The sequence below is a fragment of the Thiothrix unzii genome, assembly GCF_017901175.1.
In the GTDB taxonomy this organism is placed as follows: Bacteria; Pseudomonadota; Gammaproteobacteria; order Thiotrichales; family Thiotrichaceae; genus Thiothrix; species Thiothrix unzii.
The window spans coordinates 1,056,126-1,077,769 of record NZ_CP072793.1 but is presented as its reverse complement, the minus strand read 5'-3'; the positions used below and the strand labels follow the sequence as shown (position 1 = coordinate 1,077,769).

Genomic DNA, 21,644 nt, shown 5'->3' with positions numbered 1-21,644 from the left:
TGTATGGCAGATTTCCCATCCAAAGCAGACATTGAAAAGCTCTATCACGAGAAGGGGCATGATGCGCTGGTGTGGTATGCGTGGCGCAATGCATTGCGGACTGTACCTTTTTTGGGAGGGATGCCAATTGAAAAAGTATGGGGGACGCAAGCAGTAAGGCATGTGTATGCCGTGTGCCGATCGTGTTTGGCCTTGGCGCAATGGGTAGATGCCCCCAATTTGGTGGCTGTTGCTGCTGCTGCCGATATAGTTGCTACCACTACCGCCTATGACAGAGCCAAAACCAAAGGCTCCGTCACCGCTATTACTGCTACAGCCGCCGCGTCCGCAGCCGCTGCTACGGCGGCTACAGCCACTACAGCCATTGCCTATGTCGTCACTGACACTGGAGCCTATGCCAGAGCAGCCTCTGCCACTACCTCCGACCTCTACACATACGCCTATGCCGATACCGATGCCTACACCAGAGCCAGAGTTACCGCTGCCTCAGCTACTTCAGCCATAGCCACCGCTGCCGTTACCGATGCTGCCGACGCCGATTATAAACTACTTTTGCAGCAAAACGGCTTGACCGCTAGCTGGTGGTGCAGCCAGCCGCTTTGGCCTAGAAAATGGTTGGGTATGGGAGGTGGAGAGCCAGCCGAAGTTATGCGATGGCGGCAAACGTTGGATGCTGAATTAAGGCAACTTGACTTAGATTTTCTGGCGGATGACCTAAATGCTTTGTGGGAAAGCAGGCCGCTAGAGCCTCATGCTATGAACTACCTCAAAGAATATTCAGACGCGGAACTCAATGACCCGGCAGCTTTACGCCGCCTGATTCTAGGTGGCGACAAGGAAGCAGAACACATCCACGCAGTCAGGGTATTACTGCTTGGACCGGGCGGTGCAGGTAAAAGTTCTCTGGCAGACCGCTTGCAGGGCAAGCCAGTGGAGCAGGGCAAGAAGCCGACGGTTGGGGTGGATTACCTGAATCACCAACCACTGAATTTATACGGTACTTTTGATTATTTACAGCAGGGCGAAAAGCCACTGGATTTGTACTTGTGGGACTTCGGAGGGCAAACGATATTTCACGGTTTACACAGTGCCTTTTTACATGAAAACTGCGTGTATGTGCTGGTAGTGGATAGCCGCCACGAGCAAGCCCCAGACGAATGGTTACACCAAATCAGGCATTTGGCGGGCAAACAAGCTAAAGTATTGCTGGTCACTAACTGGTATGAAACCTGCGAAACCCATCAGAACGAAGCACGTTTATTACGCGAGTTTCCCGACCTGTTGGACAAGGGCTTTTTCTATTTCTCTTGTCATGATCCAAAAGCATCTGGTTTACAGGATTTTGTCCAAATACTTGAACAGGTGTGCCTTGATAGCCAGCGTATGGTGTTGAAAGAAACGCTAGATGTCAACGAAGCCTTGCAACAACAGTATCAGGATGATGTGTTTCTGGAATCGGTTGATCTGGATGAGATTATCGAACAGGTGACAGGCAGGCCAGATGCGGCGGAAATCCTGACCAATAAATTGGATCAACTTGGCTTTCTGGTGCGTGTTGACAGTGACGATCAGCATTACTGCCTGAAACCCGCTTGGGCAGTCGATCATGCCTATGCAGTGTTGTATTCGCCTTTATTGCGCGAAGCCAAAGGTGTATTGAAGCTGAAAGACTTGCAGCGTGAGTTCAAGGATAAAATCAAAGCGCAACATATCACCTATTTGGTCAAGTTTTTGCAAAAGCGTTCCTTGTGCCGTAAGCTGGAAACGGGAGATGGTTATTTCTTCCCAGATGCTGCTCGTGCTAATGAGCAACCTGAAGCCAGTAAATTGCTGACGGATGATCAAGGTTTGGTGATTCGTTTCGACCTGCCCTACCTGCCGCTTGGTTTCCACGCACGGCTGGTACACAAGCTATTCAATCCACACACTGAAGTCGGTATCCGCCAAACCGATGACATCTGGCGACAAGGTTTTATTTTGCGTACCCGCAATGCCCAAGCCGTGGTGCAATACCTGCTGCGTAAAGGCAGCATCGAAATGGTGTTGGTTGGCGAGTTACGGAATTTCGCAGACTTGCTGGGCGCGTTTATTAGGAGCTTGAAGGATGTGGTAGTCAGCCCCAACGGCATCCGCTTGGAACACATCCAGCCCTTTGTTTCAGGCGAAACGCAACAACTGTTATCGGTGCATTCCGGTGAGGAATTGGTGAAGGTACTGGGGCAAATCAACAGTTACGACCAACTTTTCCAAAAGGTAAGAGAAATGGCAGGCAAAGAAGTACATCACCATCACGGCGATACATTCAACATGGACGGAGGCGATGGATCTAATTTTGCGCCGAAGAGCCAAAACTTCGCTCAAACGACCAATGTCAATAAACCAACTTTCACGGTGACAGCCGACCAACGCCAAATCATCAGTTCCGTGCTGGATGAAATGCTACGCCATAAAGCCAACCTCTCCGACGATGTGCTGGAAGCCGTTTACGATGTGCGCAAAGCGGTCAAAGCCGACGAAAAGCAACCAACAGAGAAAAGCCAATCGGTGTTGGGCAAACTCTGGAGCGGCATCCATGAACTCACCAACGTTGCCAAAGACATGACCGATGTTGGCGGATTCGTTGTTGAACATCAGGCAGCGATAGGGACAGCAGTGACGGCGGCAGCGGCTTTGCTTTCCTAAACTAACGGTGTTGTTGGTAAATATGCTAAAAGTGCAACGTATGCAAAACCCTTCCTACCAGCTCCAAACCCCAACCCAGTTGACCAGCAAACTGGCAACCATTGATGCCGCACAAGCCGACATCCAGCGTTTGCGTGCGCAACAGCCTGACCACTGGCAACCCATCCAGCAAAAGCTCCGCGCCGAATGGACGTATGACAGCAACGCCATCGAAGGCAGCACCCTGACGCTAAGCGAAACCATCTTCTTTTTGCAGGAAGGGCTAACGGTAGAAGGCAAGCCGTTCAAGGACTTTCTCGATGCCCGCAACCATGCCGAAGCCATCGACCTGCTATTTGATGTGGTAGCACAAAAACGCGCCATCAGCGAAGGGCTGATCAAGGAACTCAATGCGCTGTTGCTGGCTGGCGTGCAATCTACCCCTGCACTGAATTCCCAAGGGCAACGGGTACAAAAGCCCGCCACACCGGGGCAGTACAAATCGCAGCCGAATCATGTGTTACAACAGGACGGTTCAATCCATCATTACATCGAGCCGTTACAAGTTCCGCTGGAAATGCAGCAATTATGCGATTGGGTAAACTCAAATCTGAACCAGCTTCATGCGGTCACAGTCGCAGGGATTGCCCATTACAATATGGTGCGGATTCACCCCTTCGACGATGGCAATGGGCGTGGAGCGCGGATATTGATGAACCTGATCCTGCTGATACAAGGCTATACCCCCGTGATTGTGCGCACCACCAAACGGCGGCTTTACCTGCAAGCTCTCGCAGCAGCAGATAGGGGTGACATCGAACCCTTTTTGGATTTCATTGCCGATTCCATGTTGGATACGCAGCGGGTGATTCTGGAAGAGTTGCGTTAGCTTGATCACTATTCCTGTTTCCAACAAGAGACTAATTTCCTTTCCAAGGCGGGCTGTGTAAAGTGGTCATTTGGGATGCGGTGCAGGAGATAAAGTGGTAATGGATACGAGTGCTAACCCCACAACGTTGGTTGACCGTTTCGGGCGGCAAGTGACTTACGTGCGCTTATCGGTAACAGACCGTTGTGATTTGCGCTGCGTGTATTGCATGTCGGAAGACATGACGTTTGTGCCGCGTGAACAATTGCTAACGCTGGAAGAAATGGCACGACTAGGCAAAGCCTTTGTGGAACTTGGCGTTCACAAAATCCGTATTACCGGAGGTGAGCCGCTGGTGCGCCGCAATATTCTCAAGCTGTTCAATGATTTAGGGAAACTTGAAGGCTTGCACGATCTGACTTTAACCACCAACGGCACGCAATTAGCGCGATATGCCAACGATTTAAAAGCGGCGGGTGTGACCCGCATCAATATCAGCCTTGATACACTTGATTCGCAACGTTTCAATACCCTGACACGTTTGGGCGACATTAACAAAGTCTTCGCCGGGATTGATGCGGCGTTAGCGGCGGGCTTTCAGCGGGTGAAACTCAATGCAGTGATTTTAAAGCACCGTAATCACGACGAAGTGTTGGATTTGGTCACGTTTGCCCATCAACGCGGCATGGACATTACCTTTATCGAAGAAATGCCGATGGGAATTATCGGCGATCATGACCGCGCGGAAGCGTATTATTCCAGCGATGAAATCTTGCGTGATTTACGCCAGCAATTCCCTTTGCACGAAATAGCCGATAATACCGGCGGGCCTGCACGCTATTTCCGGCGTGAGGACAATGCGCAGTGCGTGGGGTTTATTTCCCCACACAGCCACAATTTCTGCGACACCTGCAACCGGGTGCGCATCACGGCGGAAGGACGCTTACTGTTGTGTTTAGGACAGGAACACTCAATGGACTTACGCCGTGTGTTGCGAGAAAACCCAAGTGATGACTCAGCAGTACGGGCAGCCTTGCTGGAATCAATGGCTCTCAAACCGCAAGGCCACGAATTTAACTTGCAAGGCCAGCCCGTCATTTTCCGTCATATGAGTGCTACCGGCGGCTAAACCGCTAACCGCCCCTCCATTTGGTGCAGGCTATCCACCACGTTTTCCGCTAGATACCCTTCCAGCATTAAGCGCACAAAAGTTAAATGCTCCGACACGTAACGGCTCTTGCGCGGAGCCGCACCACGGGCAATCGCTTCGGCGTAAAAGCTACCGATGCGTTCAAGTTGCACCGTTTCTTCGAGCCGCGCACTCAACAAATATTGCAGTAAAGCGCATTCTGCCACCGCAATTCCGGTGAGGAAATTCGGGGAACGCCGTTCCGCTTTATCCGCTTGTTCCTGTGCTTTATCGAGCCATTCCTTCATTTCAATGCGGTCTAGCTGTTTAATATTTTCACGCCGCCAGCGTACCATGCGTGCGGTTAACCAGTTGATTAACGGGTAAACTGCCACCTGCCCGGTTTTTTCCAGCGCGAATTCGTGCGCACGTTTATAGGCAGCTTCCATTTCCCGCAAAGCTTGGGTGCGCTTATCGTCGGTCACAATCATCGCTAAACGCTTGTAGTATTTGCCCTCCTCTTCCATGCGTTCAAGGCTTGAACCGAGTTTTTCCAAATGCGCTAACGACAATTTACTGTCTTGCAGCAAGTGCGTAATCAGTTGCTCGCAGGTGGGCGCGTCTTCCAACCAAGCGGGCGGCAATACGGTTTGCGGATGCAACGCACACGCCAGCGCGAACGAAGTTTGCAGATTTACTTTGTCTTCCAACAAGCGCAGCGGGTAATCAGAATCTGGGGATTCAATCGCAACGCGGTAAGCCTCTAATGCCTCCATGTACTTATCCAGCTTGCCGTAAGCCCGACCCAGCGCGTACAACACCAGCGAATGCGTCAGCCAATCAGCAGGAATCGCTTTGTGCAACAACGCCAAACGCTCCTGTAACAACGGGTATTCGTCCGGGTTAGAGGTATCCGCCGCATTGCTCAAATTCTGCAATTCCGCAATTGCCTCGACTTCTGCCACAAATTGCCACTGATCGGTTTGCTGGGCACTGTGTCCGTCACGGTTATTCAACGGGCGCAAACGGTATTCGGGGTCGCCGTAACACTGGTACGCCCCCCACGTATTGGTGTTGGAGTGCAACCGCCATGCTTCACGCCGCGCTTCCACAATCGCCGAGCCAAAAGTTTCCCCGCGTAACAATACGTTGTAACAGGTTTCGGAAAACACTTGCGCAGCAGCATCGTCAATCGCCCAACCTGCCGCCACTACTGCTTTCACCCCCAGTTCAATCAATTGCTTAGCGAAACTCGCCGCTAATTTGCTGCGATTTTGCGTTACCGCATCGTGTATTGCGGGCGGGCTGAAATCCATCTTCGCCAAATGACAGCAATTGATAAACACAAAATCCGGCACGCAGCCCATTTGCGTAATTTCTGCCGCTGTCAAAAACGCGCCATCACCCAACACCATACCGGTGACGAGTTTCCCCGGCGCACCCGGCGGCTCGTATTGATACACCCCATGACCGGCTAAATGCACAATGCGGTAATCTTCTGCCAGCAATGCGGTGACAATTTCAATCGAGGGTTTGCGGATTTTACTGACAACCTGAAAATCCCATTTACCCAGCAAATTGGTAATAGTGTTTGCTTCTTGATACGCCGCATCCAATTGCACAAACCCTGCATCCACGGGCGGATCACCAATGACCAAAGCCATGTCTTTACTGGTACTGCGCACCCGGCGCGGCTGTTCCACCACCAATTGACGCAACATCCCCGAACGCACCGACATGGGCTGCGATTCCGGGCTGCGGCGGTCGTGCAATAACTCCCACGGGTAGGCGGACGTTTCTTCATCCAGCACCAACACCAGATTTTCACCTTGCGGGGCTTGTTCTTTGATTTCGGTGGGCAATAGCAATTCAAACAAGGTTTTGCTCAATTCAGGATCAGCTTTGCTAGTCGCAACGGCTTTATTGATGAACTGATCCACGAACTTACGCTGGGTAGCCTGCAAGCGCATTTCCGCACGCGCCCGGTCGGTTAACGCAGTGTATTTCAAACCCTCGTCATAGGTTTCAATCTGTAACCGTCGCCACCAACTGCCACCGTCACGGTACATCACACGCCGACGATTCCCCGGCAACACCCCCATTAAAGTACTGGCTTTAAAGTCACGACGAAATTCCGGGTAAGTGGTCATGCAGCGTACCAAACGCGCGGCTTCCACCGCCCGGTCTTCGTACAACTCCAGAAAATCCAGACTGCCCAAGCGCACTCTGGCGTTTTGCTCGGTTTTTTCGAGAACCAGATTGGCGCGTCCGAAGGCACGTAAAATCGACGCAATCGAATCCGCCAAACTCACCCCACCCGCCACCGTACCAATCAATAAGCTGGTAACGTGTACCGGGGTAACTTCAGTAACACTTTTAGTTGCCGCATTCCCTAAATGGCTGCGCACCGTCAGCGCGTAATACACCAAAGCATCGGCAACGCTGGCAATCAAATAACTGGGGGTCAATTTACCCACTTCGCCCAAACCCACTACCACCGCGCCACCGGGACGTTTGCCGGGGTTAAGCACCACTTCGGAGGTTTTGAGCTGTCCGGGATACTGCCCCAAACGCATCAGCTCACTGAGTCGCCCACCCAAACATTTATCGAGAACCCGCTCGGTGCTGACAATGCCATCGCCGTCGTAATGCCCGACCACAATCGGGTGCGCTACGTATTCCAAATCGCCGTGCATGACCCGCACTTCAATCTGCGGGCGCACTTCTTCTTGGGTCATTACCGTGTGATAACCCAAGGCAGCCGCTTGTAACTCCGCCTCATCCGGGAATAATTCCGCTTCAATCGTCGGCAACCATTGCTCACCTGCGGCGGTCGTTTGTGGCGGAACCTGATCCAACTGATGACTTTTGCCTTCCGTCAATAAGCTCAATAGTGCCGGGAAATGTTCCGGTTGGGTTGCCAAGCACCCGTGTTCCACCGGCATAAACCATTGCTGCCCGCGCCAATTGACACTGGAATACAGCGTTACCCCGTCGCCCTCCCCCGCCGCTTTAAAGCGAGGTGCTACGTCATCCATCACCACAGCGGAAGGAGTCAACGGAGCTTTGCCATGCACGTACAACACCCGTTGCGTATCCAGCGTTACCGCCCGTAATTGCGCCCGGACTTGTTGTGCTTGCGGTAATAAACGCCGCGCTGCCCAGTTTTCAAAATCGTCGCCTAACAACGTTTGCCAACGCGCTTCCTGCAAATAGCTTTCCGGTAACTGCTCCAGCAAACCTGGCCATGCCGCAAACTGTGCTGCGAAAGCTTTTTCTTCGAGTGCTTTACCGTCGAGCAAATCCAGTAAACGGATTAAACGGTGTTTGCCCATGACCATTTGCACCGCCGCAACACTTCCCTGCAACGGCGTACCCAGCAATACACAACGGCAATCAGCTTCTTCCTGCAAGCGTTTCCACAAACTCGGCAATTCGCTCATGAGCGCGACTAGCACCATGCCGCCAGTGGAATGTGCCAGCAACCGCACGGTCAATTTACGTTGGGCTTGTTGCGCCTCGTCCAGTGCCTGCTTAAGCTTTTCCCCAAAATCACGCGCCGCATCCAGCACCGAACGCCGCCAATCGTAAGTAAAGGTTTCCACCCGATGCGTGCCTGCTAAAGCGTTCAATAACGGGCGGTAAACGTTTAAAACCTCGCCTGCTTGCACGCCCGCCTGGGTAATTTTCAAACTGGTGAACTCGCCCCAGCTCAACTCACCCATGTCCAACCACACTGGACGTTCATTAACCAACAAGCTTGATCCCATGAAACCGGGGACAAAATACACCACATTGGTATTATCAACGGCAGACTGTGCGGAACGCTCAATCGCGGGAGCCCGCACTTGCACGGGTAAATATTGCAATAGCGCGTCCTGCTCCGGGTGAGTCAGGCCATGCAGCACCCGCTCCAACACCTGCGCATCCCGAAAATATCCGAAATGGCTGCTGCTATCGCGCTGATCAGGGTAAAAATATTTGCCGGAAGTGCGTTCCAAACCGCCGTACATACTGAGGGTATTCACCACGAAGTCATTGGGTTCACCCGCAAAACACTCGGCTACCCACGGTTTCAATTGCCCCAACACGCTGGAAACCTTGGCATTGCCCGCAATCACTACCAACGCAGAATCGCGCACCCGCACACCTGGGCGATTCAATAACCGAATCAATGGCGCGGTCGGCATCATTGCGGCTAAACCGGGAACGGCTTGCACACTCTGACGACTCTGCAATACACCCAGCAACGCCAAACGCACGTATTGTGCCGCATCCTGCAAACGTCCGATGCGCGTCACATCCAAGGCATTAAACAGCACCGACAGGGTATTTTCTAATGCCTCGGTAATTAATGCCGTACCACGCGCCGGACAAGCCACCCGCACAAACCGTTCGACCCGAATATTCTTTTCACTCAGCAGTCGCGCACATTCACGCAAATCTTCGGCATCGCTGCGCTGGGTTTCATCCTCAAACCCGCGTAATTCCTTATCACTGAAAATCGTCTGGGTATCGGTATATGCTGCATCAGCCGTTGCTGCACGGCGTTGCAACGTGCCTTGACACAACAATTCCCCAAGCAAACCACCGCGCCCATGCGTTATCAGATGCAAGCGGGCATTCGCAGGTAACTGACGCAATAACTGCACCGCATTACGCACCGGACTCACGCTTAAAGTGGGGTGTTCAAAGGCAAAGACTTGCCCCGCATACGGGGTAAACAGACGTTTTAACCACACGCTGGCATTGTAACCTTCACGGGATTCCCACAACGCACCGAAGCTGCCACGGGTATTAGCGAATGCACCGTGAAGCAATACTAAGGTTGGTTTACTGTTATCGAGTACCGCTTCGCCCTGCACCGCTTGCAGGGTTAACGCGCTGGTATCCGCGCACTGACACAAACCCGGCGCAGACACTTGCCGCTGTTCCAGGGTTTGTAACAGCGTTTCCGTCGTCATACCCTCAGGCAAGCTGATGGTTAGTACCCGCAGGAATTTCGCCGTTTTGAGGGTTTGCCGGGTTAACGCCTGCGCCCGTATCCAACGCTTATAGCCACCCTCAAATTCCAGCTCCAGCAAGGTATCGGGCGTTACCTCGGTAAGCTCGACCTCACTGGCTTTGCTGAAACTGCGTTCTTGGGTATCCAGCATCACCTCTTGGTGATAGCTGATATTGACGATACCCGCGAACTCCCCCGCTAATGGTTGTGGCATGTTTTTCCCTGTCAATTTGCCACTTACTTTAATGATTTCCATGCATTCCTCGGAATTTTTAGGATGATTGAGCGTATGGATTAATTACTGAGCCAGTTTAATCATCTGTTCAACAATAGCTGCTAACGGCGATAAATCAGCGGAAGCCTTTACTGCTGCGGCACGCCAACTGGTAGGAACTGCCTGCCCTGCTTGCCAAGTGCCGGTAGCCAACGCTTCGTAACGGCTTACTGCACGCCCATCCACAGGCGGTGTCCACAAAAAGTCGGGATGTTGATTGGTATACCATTCGCCACCGATGATTTTACCACCCGTATCCATTTCTAAATCGTAGTAGTAATCCACGTCGATCCGCGCATCCGCTTCCGGGGTATCGAGTTCGGTATGATCATTGCCGGTTTCACCCATATAGGTAACGCGCATCACAATCCCCACCACTGTCGCCGCTTTGGGACTGCGATATTTGCGGAAAATATCGTTAGTAAAAGCCGCGCGTGACACCGTAGCTTCAGCTAATACATCAGTTTGATGCAAAGTTTGCGGGTTAAAATAGGTATAACGGTAGCCTAACAACGGTTGGTTCCACACCTGAAAATCGAAACTGGCATCCATCACCATACTGCGTTTGGAAACTCCAATTTGATTCACGATCGCCAAATGCCAAGCTCCGGGGTTGGAATCCACGCATTCTGCGGCGGTAGGTCGCCCGCCTTCACGTCCGGCAACCTCACCCGTTTCTTCATTCCAACTTTCACTGGATAGTGACACCTCAACAGTACCGGGTGCAGGCGTTTCGGGATCTGGGGTATACCATTCGCTAGAGGTAATTTCTTCCGCCAAAAACGGGTTATGCAAGGTTGCTACCCGCCCAATGGTTTCATCAAAAACGGGCTTTTCGGTATTACAACGCCCCCCAATAAAACGGGTACGCGGTGCGGATTTTGCCCACAATAAAGAAGCCAATGCTTTGATTTCACAAGGGTAAAACGTCAAAGTGATATTATCAGGGGTCAACAATTTAATGCTTTTCAAGGGACGCGGCAACATGAACGAAGCAGGAGCCCAGCCGTGGCAAATCCCAAACCAACCGGGTACTTCACCGTGCTTATCAAAATACGGCTTGCCATCCAACCAAGAACGCCGTGTCAAAGTTTCGTTCGCATCACCGACCAAGGCATCGTATTTTTCGGCTGGGGAAAGCTCGTTTACCCAAACTTCGCTGCCACTTTTCAGGATTACTTTAGACGGGTGGTTACGAATGTAATCAAAACCTTCCTGCCAGCCACCGGGCATACAGCCTGCATAACGATTACTCAAACCACCACTAGCGGTTGCCCAGTAATCACCACTCCAGGGTTGCTGTTCCAAACGTGCCGCCTTTAAGCCAGCCGCATCAATGGCTGCTAAGGTTTCGTGGGTAAACTTATCCACTAGGTTACGCGGATTATCGTTAGCGGCATAAGCCGAGCGCGTCGTTTCAGTTTCCCCCATGACCTCAGCGCGTAAATTATCGCGGCCTTGATTCCATGCGGTGCTGCTGGCTTCGGTGGTAGTAGCGGGGCTATTGACCAGCAACGGTTCGCCTTGCTGATCGTATTTGGGGGGGATTTGTTGCATTACTTCAGCAGGATTGCTGTGTAACGCTTGGAGAAATGCATTGATCTTTTGGTTATTAAAGGTATTCATGCTCACATCCTCGCTGCGGTATAGACACCCACTAAATGTAGTCTGAAGATCAAGGCTTTACCAGCTTTCTCGCCATCAAAAAACCGGCTCCGCCTTGATAATTGGTCTATCGCAATCAAAGATGCAGCAATGCGGCACTAAACCTGCAAACTATTTCGCCGCGCTTGAAATTGCCGCCCGCACCCGCAACAATAGCAACCGCGCCGCTTCACGCCGCAAATCCTGCTTAATCGTTGTTTCTTCTTCGGATGAGCCAAGTACGCTCGTACCATCGTAGATCTGGGTGCGTTCCACATGCACTGAACGCGCTTCTGTCGGGTCGGTTACACCTTCACCACTAACCCGAATACTCACATCCAACGCATGATTAAATTCACGCACCTGCCGGGTTGAGGAATACCCCGATACCGTGCGCTTTTCATCGTAACTATTAACGGTAACAGTCAGTTGCGCCGCTTTAGGGTCTTGTTTAATACTGGCTCCGGCACGTTCCAAACCTTGGCGCAAGGCTTGATCGAACTCAGCCGGGGTATTCATTCCCTGCAAATAAACGCCTTGCTGTAAGCTTGGCATCGACGTGTTGCCGCGCAGATGAAACGGTTCCCCGCAACCTGCTAACAACACCAGTATTCCGCAAAACGAAGCGATTTGTTTCATTAGTTTGCCACTATATTAACCAGACGACCTTTGACCACAATGACTTTTTGCACCGTCACGCCGGACAGGAATTTGCACACATTCTCGTTGCTCAACGCCGCTGCTTTGATGTCATCTTCGCTAGTCGCGGCACTGACTTGGATTTTGCCACGAACCTTGCCATTGACCTGCACAATCAATTCCAGCGTATTTTGCACCAATGCCGCGCTGTCGACTTCCGGCCAAGATGCATCGACCACTGCTGCGTTATCACCCAAGGCATTCCACAACGTATGGCAAATGTGCGGAATAATCGGTGCTAACATCAGTACCGCTTTTTCCAACGCCTCATGACGTACCGCCCGGCCTTGCTCGCTTTCATCGGTAAACCGTGCAATGTCGTTCGACAATTCCATATTAGCGGCGATGGCAGTATTAAACGTGTGACGACGCGCCATGTCGTCGGTGACTTTTTGCACGGTTTGATGCACTTTGCGGCGTAACGCTTGTTGCGCATCGTCCAAACTGCCCACGTTTAACGCAACTGTCGCGCCCAAAGCTAGGTGGTCAAACACTTGTTTCCACAAACGACGCAAGAAGCGTTGCGCTCCTTCCACCCCAGAATCCGACCACTCCATGCTTTGATCCGGCGGTGCGGCAAACATTGAGAACAGGCGTAAGGTATCCGCCCCAAACTTCTCAATCATTTCCTGTGGGTCAACCCCGTTATTCTTGGACTTGGACATTTTGGTGACACCACCCGCCTGCACCGACTGTCCGTCTGCCAGCAAGGTAGCACCTACCACACGCCCTTTGTCATCACGCTCAACGCTTACCGCATTCGGCGCGAACCAATCCTGACCGCCGGTTTCTTTGTCGCGGAAAAAGGTTTCAGCCAATACCATGCCCTGGGTCAGCAAGTTATTAAATGGCTCGTCAGATTCCACCATGCCTGCATCACGCATTAATTTGTGGAAAAAGCGCGAATACAACAAGTGCAAAATAGCGTGCTCAATACCACCGATATACTGGTCAACGGGCAACCAATAATTAGCGCGTGAATCCAGCATCGCCTCGTTGCTATCAGGGCAGGTATAACGTGCGTAATACCAGGATGACTCAAAGAACGTGTCAAACGTATCGGTTTCGCGAGTTGCAGGCTTACCGCAGCACGGGCAGGTCGTTTGGTAAAACTCCGGCATCCGCTTAATTGGTGAACCGCCCGTTTCATCAAACGTCACGTCTTCCGGCAATACCACCGGCAAATCTTTTTCAGGGACAGGTACTGCACCACAATCATCGCAGTAAATAATCGGAATCGGGCAACCCCAATAACGTTGGCGGGAAACGCCCCAATCGCGTAACCGGAAGTTAACCCGCCGCCGTCCTTTAGCATTTGCAGTCAAGTGGTTAGCAATGGCTTCAAAAGCTTCGGCTGAAGTAAGGCCGCTAAACTCACCCGAATCAATCAGCACCCCTTTTTCTGTAAAAGCCGCGGCACTTAAATCGACCTCACGCCCGTCAAGCGACGCAATCACCTGCTTCACTGCTAAACCGTAAGCCTGTGCAAACTCCCAGTCGCGCTGATCGTGCGCCGGAACTGCCATCACCGCGCCCGAACCGTAAGACATCAGCACAAAATTCGCCACCATCACCGGCACAGCTTCACCCGTGAGCGGATGAATCGCCATCGCGCCGGTTGCCATGCCTTTCTTTTCCATCGTTGCCATATCAGCTTCGGCAACTTTAACCTGCTTGCAATCGTCAATAAACGCCGCCAAGTCGGGATTGCTCACCGCCGATTGCAACGCCAAAGGGTGCTGTGCCGCCACCGCGACATAAGTAACCCCCATTAAGGTATCAGGGCGGGTCGTAAACACACTCAGTTTACTGTCAGAACCTTGCAAACCGAATTCCAGCTCAACCCCTTCAGAACGCCCAATCCAGTTTTCCTGCATGGTACGCACTTGCTGAGGCCAACCCGGCATATTATTAATTTCTTCTAATAATTCATCGGCATAGGCGGTAATCTTCAGAAACCACTGATCAATTTCGCGCTGCTCAATCAATGCCCCGGAACGCCAGCCGCGCCCGTCAATCACCTGTTCATTCGCCAACACAGTTTGATCCACCGGATCCCAGTTCACCGTGGATTTTTTGCGGTAAACCAAGCCTTTTTCATACAACTGGGTAAAAAACCACTGTTCCCAACGGTAATATTCCGGGGTACAGGTCGCAATTTCACGTGACCAATCAATCCCTAAGCCCATTGATTTAAGCTGGGTGCGCATGTAGTCGATATTTTTATACGTCCAAGCCGCTGGTGCTGTATTGTTTTTAATCGCCGCATTTTCCGCAGGTAAACCAAACGCATCCCAACCCATCGGTTGCAGCACGTTTTTACCGCGCATCCGCTGAAAGCGTGCAATCACATCGCCAATGGTGTAGTTACGCACATGCCCCATGTGCAACACCCCGCTCGGATACGGGAACATCGAAAGGCAGTAATACTTTTCTCTATCAGGGTCTTCCTTGACTTCAAAAGCACGGTTAGCATCCCAAAATTGCTGAACTTGGGGTTCTAACGTTTGCGGGCTGTACTGTTCCTGCATGGCACTACTCATGGACGGGCTACTTCAACTGTCAGGTTATAGAAGCCGCCGATTATAGCCGACAATACCTCGCAATTCTTCTCAATATTCTTGCTTTGAAAATAAGCGTTCTAAGCGGCCTTGCCAACGTTGTAACCGTACCCCACGTTGCTCTGGGCGAATCGCCGCGTAACCGTAAGGTTTATGAGTATGCAACCGTAATAAAACAGGCAATACGTGCGCCCGACGTGCAGTGGGCAATAAAGGGGAGATCATCAGTATTTTCCTCAACATTTCACGAATGCCACAAGCATAACGCTGAGATTTGCAGAAAATGTGTAGAGCCGATGGAAGGTGTGTGGAAAGCAAGGGCGCAATACACGCGCCCTTGTCAATGCGGTTAACGCCCGTGAGGACGAATTTCAGCCGCTACTTTGTCCAATACGCCGTTAATAAATTTGTGTGCTTGTTCCGCACCAAATTTTTTCGCCATATTGATGTACTCGTTAACCACCACTTTGTACGGTGTTTCAGGGTGATACAGCAACTCGCAAGTCGCTACCCGTAACAAAGCGTGTTCAATGGGGTCAACTTGTGCCAATTTACGATCAAGGTGAGGGGAAATCCGGTTTTCCAGTTCCTCACCGCCCTCAATGCTGGCTTTCAACAGCTTGTGGAAAAACGCCGAATCTGACTTGCGGAAATCCGCCGCCAGTTCTGTTTCTTCCTGAAAATACAGGTAAATATCGCGAAAACTATTGCCTGTAATCAGCCATTGATAAACACCCTGCATCGCTAACCGCCGCGCCACACGACGACCGGCGATCAGTTGCTGAGATTCGGTAAGGGGTTTGCGTCCAGCCATTCGTGGTTATTTCCTGATCTTACGCAGCAATGAAACCATTTCAATCGCTGACAAGGCGGCTTCCGCACCTTTATTGCCTGCTTTTGTACCAGCGCGTTCCACTGCCTGCTCAATGGTGTCTGTGGTCAGCACACCGAAAATTACCGGCAATTCATGGCTCATGCCCACGCTTGCCAGCCCTTTGGAAGCTTCACCCGCGACAAAATCAAAATGCGGGGTGCTGCCACGAATCACTGCACCCAAGGCAATAATGGCATCGTAATCGCCATTGGCTGCCATTGCTTGTGCGACTAAAGGTAACTCGTAAGCACCCGGCACACGCACCACATCAATCATTTCCTCTTTCACGCCACCGTGACGCTTTAACGCATCAATCGCGCCCGACAACAGACTCTCGACGATAAAGCTGTTAAAACGCGCAACGACGATGCCGTATTTTGCTTCCTGCGGTGCGAAATCACCTTCGATAATATTGCAGCCCATAGCTATTCCCAATCAATCATGAACATATTCAACAATTTCCAGACCGAAACCCGCGATTCCGTGGAAACGCTTCGGTGCACTCATTACCCGCATCCGGCGCACGCCAATATCGGATAAGATTTGCGCACCAATACCGTAAGTTTTCAGTTCGGCTGGCGAAGAGTGGCTATTGTCTTGTACAACGGGTCGGGATTCAAACCCTTTCAGCTGTTCAAGCACATTTTCTGTCTGCCCCACATTACGCAAAATCACAATGACCCCGCCACCGGCAGCATCAATGTGTTGCATCGCACTGCGCAAAGGCCAGCCACAACCCGGCTCATTCAAGGACAATAAATCACACAATTCATTTTCCAGATGCACCCGTACCAAAACTGCCGCATCCGCTGTAATCTCGCCTTTAATGAGGGCTAAATGCACATCACGCTTGGCACACTCTTGGAATGCCACCAAATGAAACTGCCCGTAATCGGTTTGCACATCGCGCTCGAACACACGCTCGACGGTTTTTTCGTTCTGCACCCGGTAACGGATTAAATCTTCAATCGACCCCATTTTCAGGCCGTGCTTTTCCGCAAACAGCTCCAGATCAGGGCGACGCGCCATCGTGCCATCTTCATTGAGGATTTCCACAATGGTAGCAGCAGGTTCAAAACCGGCTAAACGCGCCAGATCACAACCCGCTTCGGTATGTCCGGCACGGGTCAACACCCCGCCAGGTTGCGCCATCAATGGAAAAATGTGTCCGGGTTGCTCAATATCTTGCGGTTGTGCATTGGGTGCAACCGCAGTACGCACGGTATGCGCCCGGTCATACGCTGAAATACCGGTCGTTACACCTTCCGCCGCTTCAATGGAAATGGTGAAATTGGTGCGGTGTTCTTCATCGGTCGCAGAAATCATCAACGGTAAATTCAACTGCTTACAACGTTCGCGCGTTAAGGTTAAGCACACCAGACCGCGCCCTTCCTTAACCATGAAGTTAATGTCTTCCGGGCGCGTAAGCGATGCCACCATCAACAAATCGCCTTCGTTTTCGCGGTCTTCATCGTCAACAATAACGACCATTTTGCCAGCGGCGAGGTCTTCGAGGATTTCTTCTGTGGTGTTGAATTGCATAGGGTTCCTGACTGTGGTCGCGGGTGAAAAGCGCGTGATTGTACGTGAAAACACAAATCCTGACTAACACTACCTACAACTGCACCCCAATTGTCACCCCAGTACGCGGAAATCCGGGAAAAGGCAAGCCACCGAAACTGTCGGAGCTATTCCGCGCATTGTTACGTTGCACTTGGCGCGATTGACAGATGCGAAAGCCATCTTCCCAACCCAGTTTGTAATCGGCTTGATTCGCTTGGTTCAAGTCTTTGACATACACAAAGCGGCTATCGCCCCCTGCGGATAAACCACTTTGGCAGCCATCCGCGTAACCTTGAGCAAATGTGGGTGAGGAATTATCCACGCCTGCCATTTCACGCTGTAATTGCTCAGCAGGCGGCACACTTGCGCACCCGATTAAACCACTGCTTAATGCCAGTGTGACCACAATATAGCGACATAATTTCATGGTAAATGCTCCTTGGCAATAACACCGTTACACAAATTTACCACGAAACCGCAGCAGCGGTAGCAAGAACAACAGCAACATCACGCTGATGATCAACCAGTTACCCACTTTGACATACGGGGTAGCACCGCTCAACGGCATAGCGTAACCCGATAACACCCCAACTTGGTATTGCGGTAGAGAATTCAACACCCGGCCTTTTTCATTAATAATGGCAGTCACACCATTATTGGTAGCACGTAATAAAAAGCGTCCGGTCTCTAAAGCACGCATCCGCGCGATTTCGGCGTGCTGTTGCGGCTCAATCGACCCGGTAAACCAACCGTCATTACTCACATTCACCAGCATGGTAGCTTCGGGCAAGCCTTCGATCATTTCTTCGGCATAAGCATCTTCGTAACACACCGACATACGCATCGGTTGTCCGGCAACTGTCAAGGTATGCCCGCCCTTCCAAGGCGTTACATTGTCGTAAGGTAACTTAACGATATTTTCCAAAAAGCGCAGATAATCCAGCAGCGGAATGTATTCACTAAAAGGCACTAAATGCCGTTTTGCATAAACACCATCAGCGGTTTTCAGTGAGGTTTCCACGTCGTTTTTACCACCTACCGCCATGATTGCGTTGTAGACCGACTCTTTTTCCGCATCGTGGAAAAAACCACCAACCAGCAATTCTGCTTCCGCTTCTTTAGCCCAAGCTTGCAGCGGCAACATCACATCATCTTTGGAAAAGTGGAAAAAATCAGCCAGCGCAGTTTCAGGCCAAATCACCAAATGCGATTGCACCACATCGGGGTATTTATCCTGATCCATCAAATTCAAATACGCCTGGACATTTTCATTGCGAAACGCCGGATCCCACTTGGTCAATTGATCAACATTGCCTTGCAACATACTCACATACAGCGGCTCACCAGCAGATTGCGTCCAATTCACGAAGCCTAAGCCATAACCACCCGCCGTTGTTACCACCGCCAATACTGCCGCCAGCACCCGTTCGCGCAAGGTTCCCAGAGCCAACACCAAGACAATGCCTGCACCCAGTGCGACTAACCAGCTTAACCCCAGCACCCCGGTAATCGGCGCGTAATGTGCCAACCACGTATCAATTTGCGTCGTACCCAGTTGTAACCAAGGGAAACCCGTCAATACCCAACCGCGAAACCATTCGGTTAACACCCAAGCCGCCGGGAAAACCCCTAATAAACGCCAAACCACCGGCAAATGATGGGAATACGAAGTCAGCCACCCGAATAACAACAGTGGCAAGCTCACAAACAACACAAATAGCAGCACCATCAAAGCCGCAATAACGCTATTTGCACCACCAAAGAAATGGATACTCACGTAAATCCAGTGTGCGCCACCGGCAAACAAACCAATGCCAAACACCCAGGCCAAGCGCAAACGTTGCCCGCGTGGTATGTTTTTGAGGTTGAGCCAAAACAGCACCGCAGGGGCAAACCACGCAAAAGCACGCAGTTCAAACGGCGCAAACGCCAATACCATTGACGCACCTGCCAGCAAAGCCAGCAGGTAATCTACTTTTTTCAGGGAATCACGGAATGACAGCATTGAAATACATCCAGCCAACAAAACTGCCGCGCATTATAACGCAGGCGTTGCCGCCAATGATGAACTTTCGGTGTGAGGTAACACTTCCAGCGATAAAATACGCCGGTTATCGCTGCGTAAAACGCGGAATAACCAACCTTCGAGCACTAATTCATCGCCTTGACGCGGAATTTTACCCAATTTATTGATAACGATACCGGCAATGGTATCAAACTCATCGGTATCAAAATTCGTGCCTACGATGTCGTTAAACTCATCAATCGGCGTGGTAGCTTCCACAATGAAACGCCCATCGTCTTGAGCAACGACTTGAGTGGTTTCGTCTTCTTCATCGTCGTGCTCATCGTCGATTTCGCCGACAATTTGCTCAAGCACATCTTCAAACGTCACCAGCCCTGAAATCCCCGAATATTCATCAATCACCACCGCCATGTGATTGCGGCTATTGCGGAATTCAGTCAATAAGCGGCTTAAACGCTGGCTTTCAGGAATAATTAATGCGGGACGAATAATATCATCAATCTTAAACTCAGCTTCTCGCCCAATGTATTTGAGTAAATCTTTTGCGAGCAAAATGCCGACCAAATCATCACGATCCTCATCCACCACCGGGTAACGGGAATGCTCCGTCGCCGCAATGCGTTGCAGGATTTTGCTGAAATCGTCTTCGTGGTAAATAAAATTGATTTGAGAGCGCGGAACCATAATGTCGCGCACTTGCAACGCACCAAATTCCAACACGCCCTGTAACATCCCGACCGTTTCCCCCGGAAGGAGATTTTTCTCATTAGCCCGTTGCAGGTCTTCCATCAGGTCTTCCCGGCTTTGGGAAGTGAGGTCGAGAGTCTGGATTAACCATTGTTTCCATCGCGGTCGAGGTCGCGAGTCACCTATGTCACTTTTCATTGTTCCTCTAAAATCAATTGGTAAGGATCAGGAAAACCCAGCGTCGCGAGAATGCGTGTTTCCAACGCTTCCATCGTTTCGGCTTCGTCGTCCGTTATATGGTCATAACCTTGCAAATGCAACAAGCCATGCACCAGTAAATGCGCCCAGTGCTGGGTAGCGGTTTTGCGTTGTTCCGCCGCTTCGCGCTCCACCACCGGCAAACAAATCGCCAAATCACCTAAGTATTCGGTTTCATCGTCTTCCAGCGGGATTGGCGGCGCGTCGTAAGGAAACGACAATACATTGGTCGGGTAATCTTTGCCGCGAAAATCACGGTTTAATTGCTGGCTTTCCGCCTCCGCAACAATCCGCAACACCACACCCGCCTCACCGTCTTCCTGCCATGCCGCTTGCGCCCATTGCAATAAATCCGCCTCCGCAGGCAGGGTCAAATAATCTTCAGGATTCTGAATATCGAGTTGCAGCCCCATGACTCTCGTATGCCTCCACAATTTTTTGCACCAGCTTGTGGCGCACCACATCGCGTCCGGTGAAATAGTTGAAACTGATACCGTCAACGGCTTCCAAAATCTCAATGGCGTGTTTCAGCCCCGATTTTTGATGGTGCGGTAAATCAATCTGGGTAATGTCGCCGGTAATCACTGCTGAAGAACCAAACCCCAAGCGCGTCAGGAACATTTTCATTTGTTCAGCGGTGGTGTTTTGCGCTTCATCCAGCAAAATAAACGCATCATTGAGAGTGCGCCCGCGCATATAAGCCAACGGCGCGACTTCAATCACGCTGCGCTCAATCAGCTTATTGACCTTTTCAAGACCCAGCATTTCGTACAAAGCGTCATACATGGGGCGCAAATACGGGTCAATTTTCTGGCTCAAATCACCGGGCAAAAACCCCAGCCGTTCCCCCGCTTCCACCGCAGGACGCACCAACACCAAACGCCGCACTTCATCGCGTTCTAAGGCTTCCACTGCACACGCCACCGCCAGCCAGGTTTTCCCCGTACCCGCAGGGCCAATGCCAAAGGTGACATCGTGACGACGAATATTCTGGATGTACTGACTTTGCGCCAAACCTTTGGGCTTGATGTAACCGCGTTTGGTACGGATGCGCACATCATCACTGCTATTCGCCGCGACTTTATCGAGGTTGGCTTCTTGCAAAAACAAATGCAGGCTTTCCGGGCTAAGCACCGTATGCGCGGTTTCGCGGTAAAGATCGTGCAGGAGATTGATGCTCAACTGAGCCGACACGGGAGTGCCAGTGACTTGAAACAGGTTGCCCCGATTATTGATTTCCACACCTAAACGATTTTCTAGCTGACGCAAATGCTGATCAAACTGACCGCACAGGTTCATTAAACGTTCGGTATCCGCAGGTTCGAGTTCAAACTGGACGGTGTGCCTGTCACTTTCCGGCGCAGCTCTATTGTTAGTATTCAAGGAAACGGAAGA

At 51.3% G+C, this 21,644-nt stretch carries 16 protein-coding genes; 3 read left to right on the top strand and 13 right to left on the bottom strand.

Translation table 11 applies throughout. The annotated features are described in order from the left end of the window. Positions 1 to 3 precede the first annotated feature (3 nt). The 3 genes from J9260_RS05540 (at position 4) to moaA (ending at position 4,658) form a co-directional block, all read left to right on the top strand. A complete protein-coding gene (locus tag J9260_RS05540; RefSeq protein WP_246499650.1) occupies positions 4 to 2,682 on the top strand; it encodes a COR domain-containing protein in 2,679 nt (892 codons plus the stop codon). Positions 2,683 to 2,722: 40 nt separating this feature from the next. Beyond that, the gene (locus tag J9260_RS05535) at positions 2,723 to 3,550 is read left to right on the top strand and encodes a Fic family protein (RefSeq protein WP_210220036.1); all 828 of its coding nucleotides are present in this window, start codon (positions 2,723 to 2,725) and stop codon (positions 3,548 to 3,550) included. Between the two features lie 100 nt (positions 3,551 to 3,650). After that, positions 3,651 to 4,658: a GTP 3',8-cyclase MoaA gene (gene moaA, locus J9260_RS05530; RefSeq protein ID WP_210220035.1), complete on the top strand. Its 1,008-nt coding sequence runs from the start codon at positions 3,651 to 3,653 to the stop codon at positions 4,656 to 4,658. Here the strand turns inward: moaA and J9260_RS05525 are convergent. From J9260_RS05525 to J9260_RS05465, 13 genes are all read right to left on the bottom strand, one after another. Then, a complete protein-coding gene (locus J9260_RS05525) occupies positions 4,655 to 9,877 on the bottom strand; it encodes a DUF7379 domain-containing protein (RefSeq protein ID WP_210220034.1) in 5,223 nt (1,740 codons plus the stop codon). The two genes, moaA and J9260_RS05525, sit on opposite strands and share 4 nt — an antisense overlap. Positions 9,878 to 9,961: 84 nt before the next feature. Further along, on the bottom strand, positions 9,962 to 11,563 hold the full coding sequence (locus J9260_RS05520) for a hypothetical protein (RefSeq protein WP_210220033.1): 1,602 nt from the start codon (positions 11,561 to 11,563) through the stop codon (positions 9,962 to 9,964). A gap of 150 nt (positions 11,564 to 11,713) precedes the next feature. Then, positions 11,714 to 12,220, bottom strand: a complete 507-nt coding sequence (locus J9260_RS05515; RefSeq protein ID WP_210220032.1) for an LPS-assembly lipoprotein LptE — start codon at positions 12,218 to 12,220, stop codon at positions 11,714 to 11,716. After that, positions 12,220 to 14,811 carry a leucine--tRNA ligase gene (leuS, locus tag J9260_RS05510; protein WP_210220725.1) on the bottom strand — a complete coding sequence of 864 codons (2,592 nt, stop codon included), beginning with the start codon at positions 14,809 to 14,811 and terminating at the stop codon, positions 12,220 to 12,222. The genes J9260_RS05515 and leuS overlap by 1 nt, the downstream gene beginning before the upstream one ends. Positions 14,812 to 14,892: 81 nt before the next feature. Continuing rightward, positions 14,893 to 15,066 (bottom strand): hypothetical protein, encoded by a 174-nt coding sequence (locus J9260_RS05505; protein ID WP_210220031.1) that lies wholly within the window; start codon positions 15,064 to 15,066, stop codon positions 14,893 to 14,895. 124 nt (positions 15,067 to 15,190) lie between these two features. Further along, the gene (gene nusB / locus J9260_RS05500) at positions 15,191 to 15,655 is read right to left on the bottom strand and encodes a transcription antitermination factor NusB (RefSeq protein WP_210220030.1); all 465 of its coding nucleotides are present in this window, start codon (positions 15,653 to 15,655) and stop codon (positions 15,191 to 15,193) included. Positions 15,656 to 15,661: 6 nt separating this feature from the next. Then, complete coding sequence (gene ribH, locus J9260_RS05495) at positions 15,662 to 16,138, bottom strand: 6,7-dimethyl-8-ribityllumazine synthase (protein ID WP_210220029.1); 477 nt, start codon at positions 16,136 to 16,138, stop codon at positions 15,662 to 15,664. A 12-nt stretch (positions 16,139 to 16,150) separates the two neighbouring features. Then, positions 16,151 to 17,257 (bottom strand): bifunctional 3,4-dihydroxy-2-butanone-4-phosphate synthase/GTP cyclohydrolase II, encoded by a 1,107-nt coding sequence (ribBA, locus tag J9260_RS05490; RefSeq protein ID WP_210220028.1) that lies wholly within the window; start codon positions 17,255 to 17,257, stop codon positions 16,151 to 16,153. Between the two features lie 73 nt (positions 17,258 to 17,330). Then, a complete protein-coding gene (locus J9260_RS05485) occupies positions 17,331 to 17,705 on the bottom strand; it encodes a hypothetical protein (protein WP_210220027.1) in 375 nt (124 codons plus the stop codon). Positions 17,706 to 17,732: 27 nt separating this feature from the next. Further along, positions 17,733 to 19,283, bottom strand: a complete 1,551-nt coding sequence (gene lnt, locus J9260_RS05480) for an apolipoprotein N-acyltransferase (protein ID WP_210220026.1) — start codon at positions 19,281 to 19,283, stop codon at positions 17,733 to 17,735. 33 nt (positions 19,284 to 19,316) lie between these two features. Next, on the bottom strand, positions 19,317 to 20,189 hold the full coding sequence (locus J9260_RS05475) for a CorC family transporter (protein WP_210220025.1): 873 nt from the start codon (positions 20,187 to 20,189) through the stop codon (positions 19,317 to 19,319). Further along, complete coding sequence (gene ybeY, locus J9260_RS05470) at positions 20,186 to 20,662, bottom strand: rRNA maturation RNase YbeY (RefSeq protein WP_210220024.1); 477 nt, start codon at positions 20,660 to 20,662, stop codon at positions 20,186 to 20,188. Before ybeY ends, J9260_RS05475 begins: the two co-directional genes overlap by 4 nt. Then, positions 20,631 to 21,548 (bottom strand): PhoH family protein, encoded by a 918-nt coding sequence (locus J9260_RS05465; RefSeq protein WP_210220724.1) that lies wholly within the window; start codon positions 21,546 to 21,548, stop codon positions 20,631 to 20,633. Before J9260_RS05465 ends, ybeY begins: the two co-directional genes overlap by 32 nt. Positions 21,549 to 21,644: the final 96 nt, after the last annotated feature.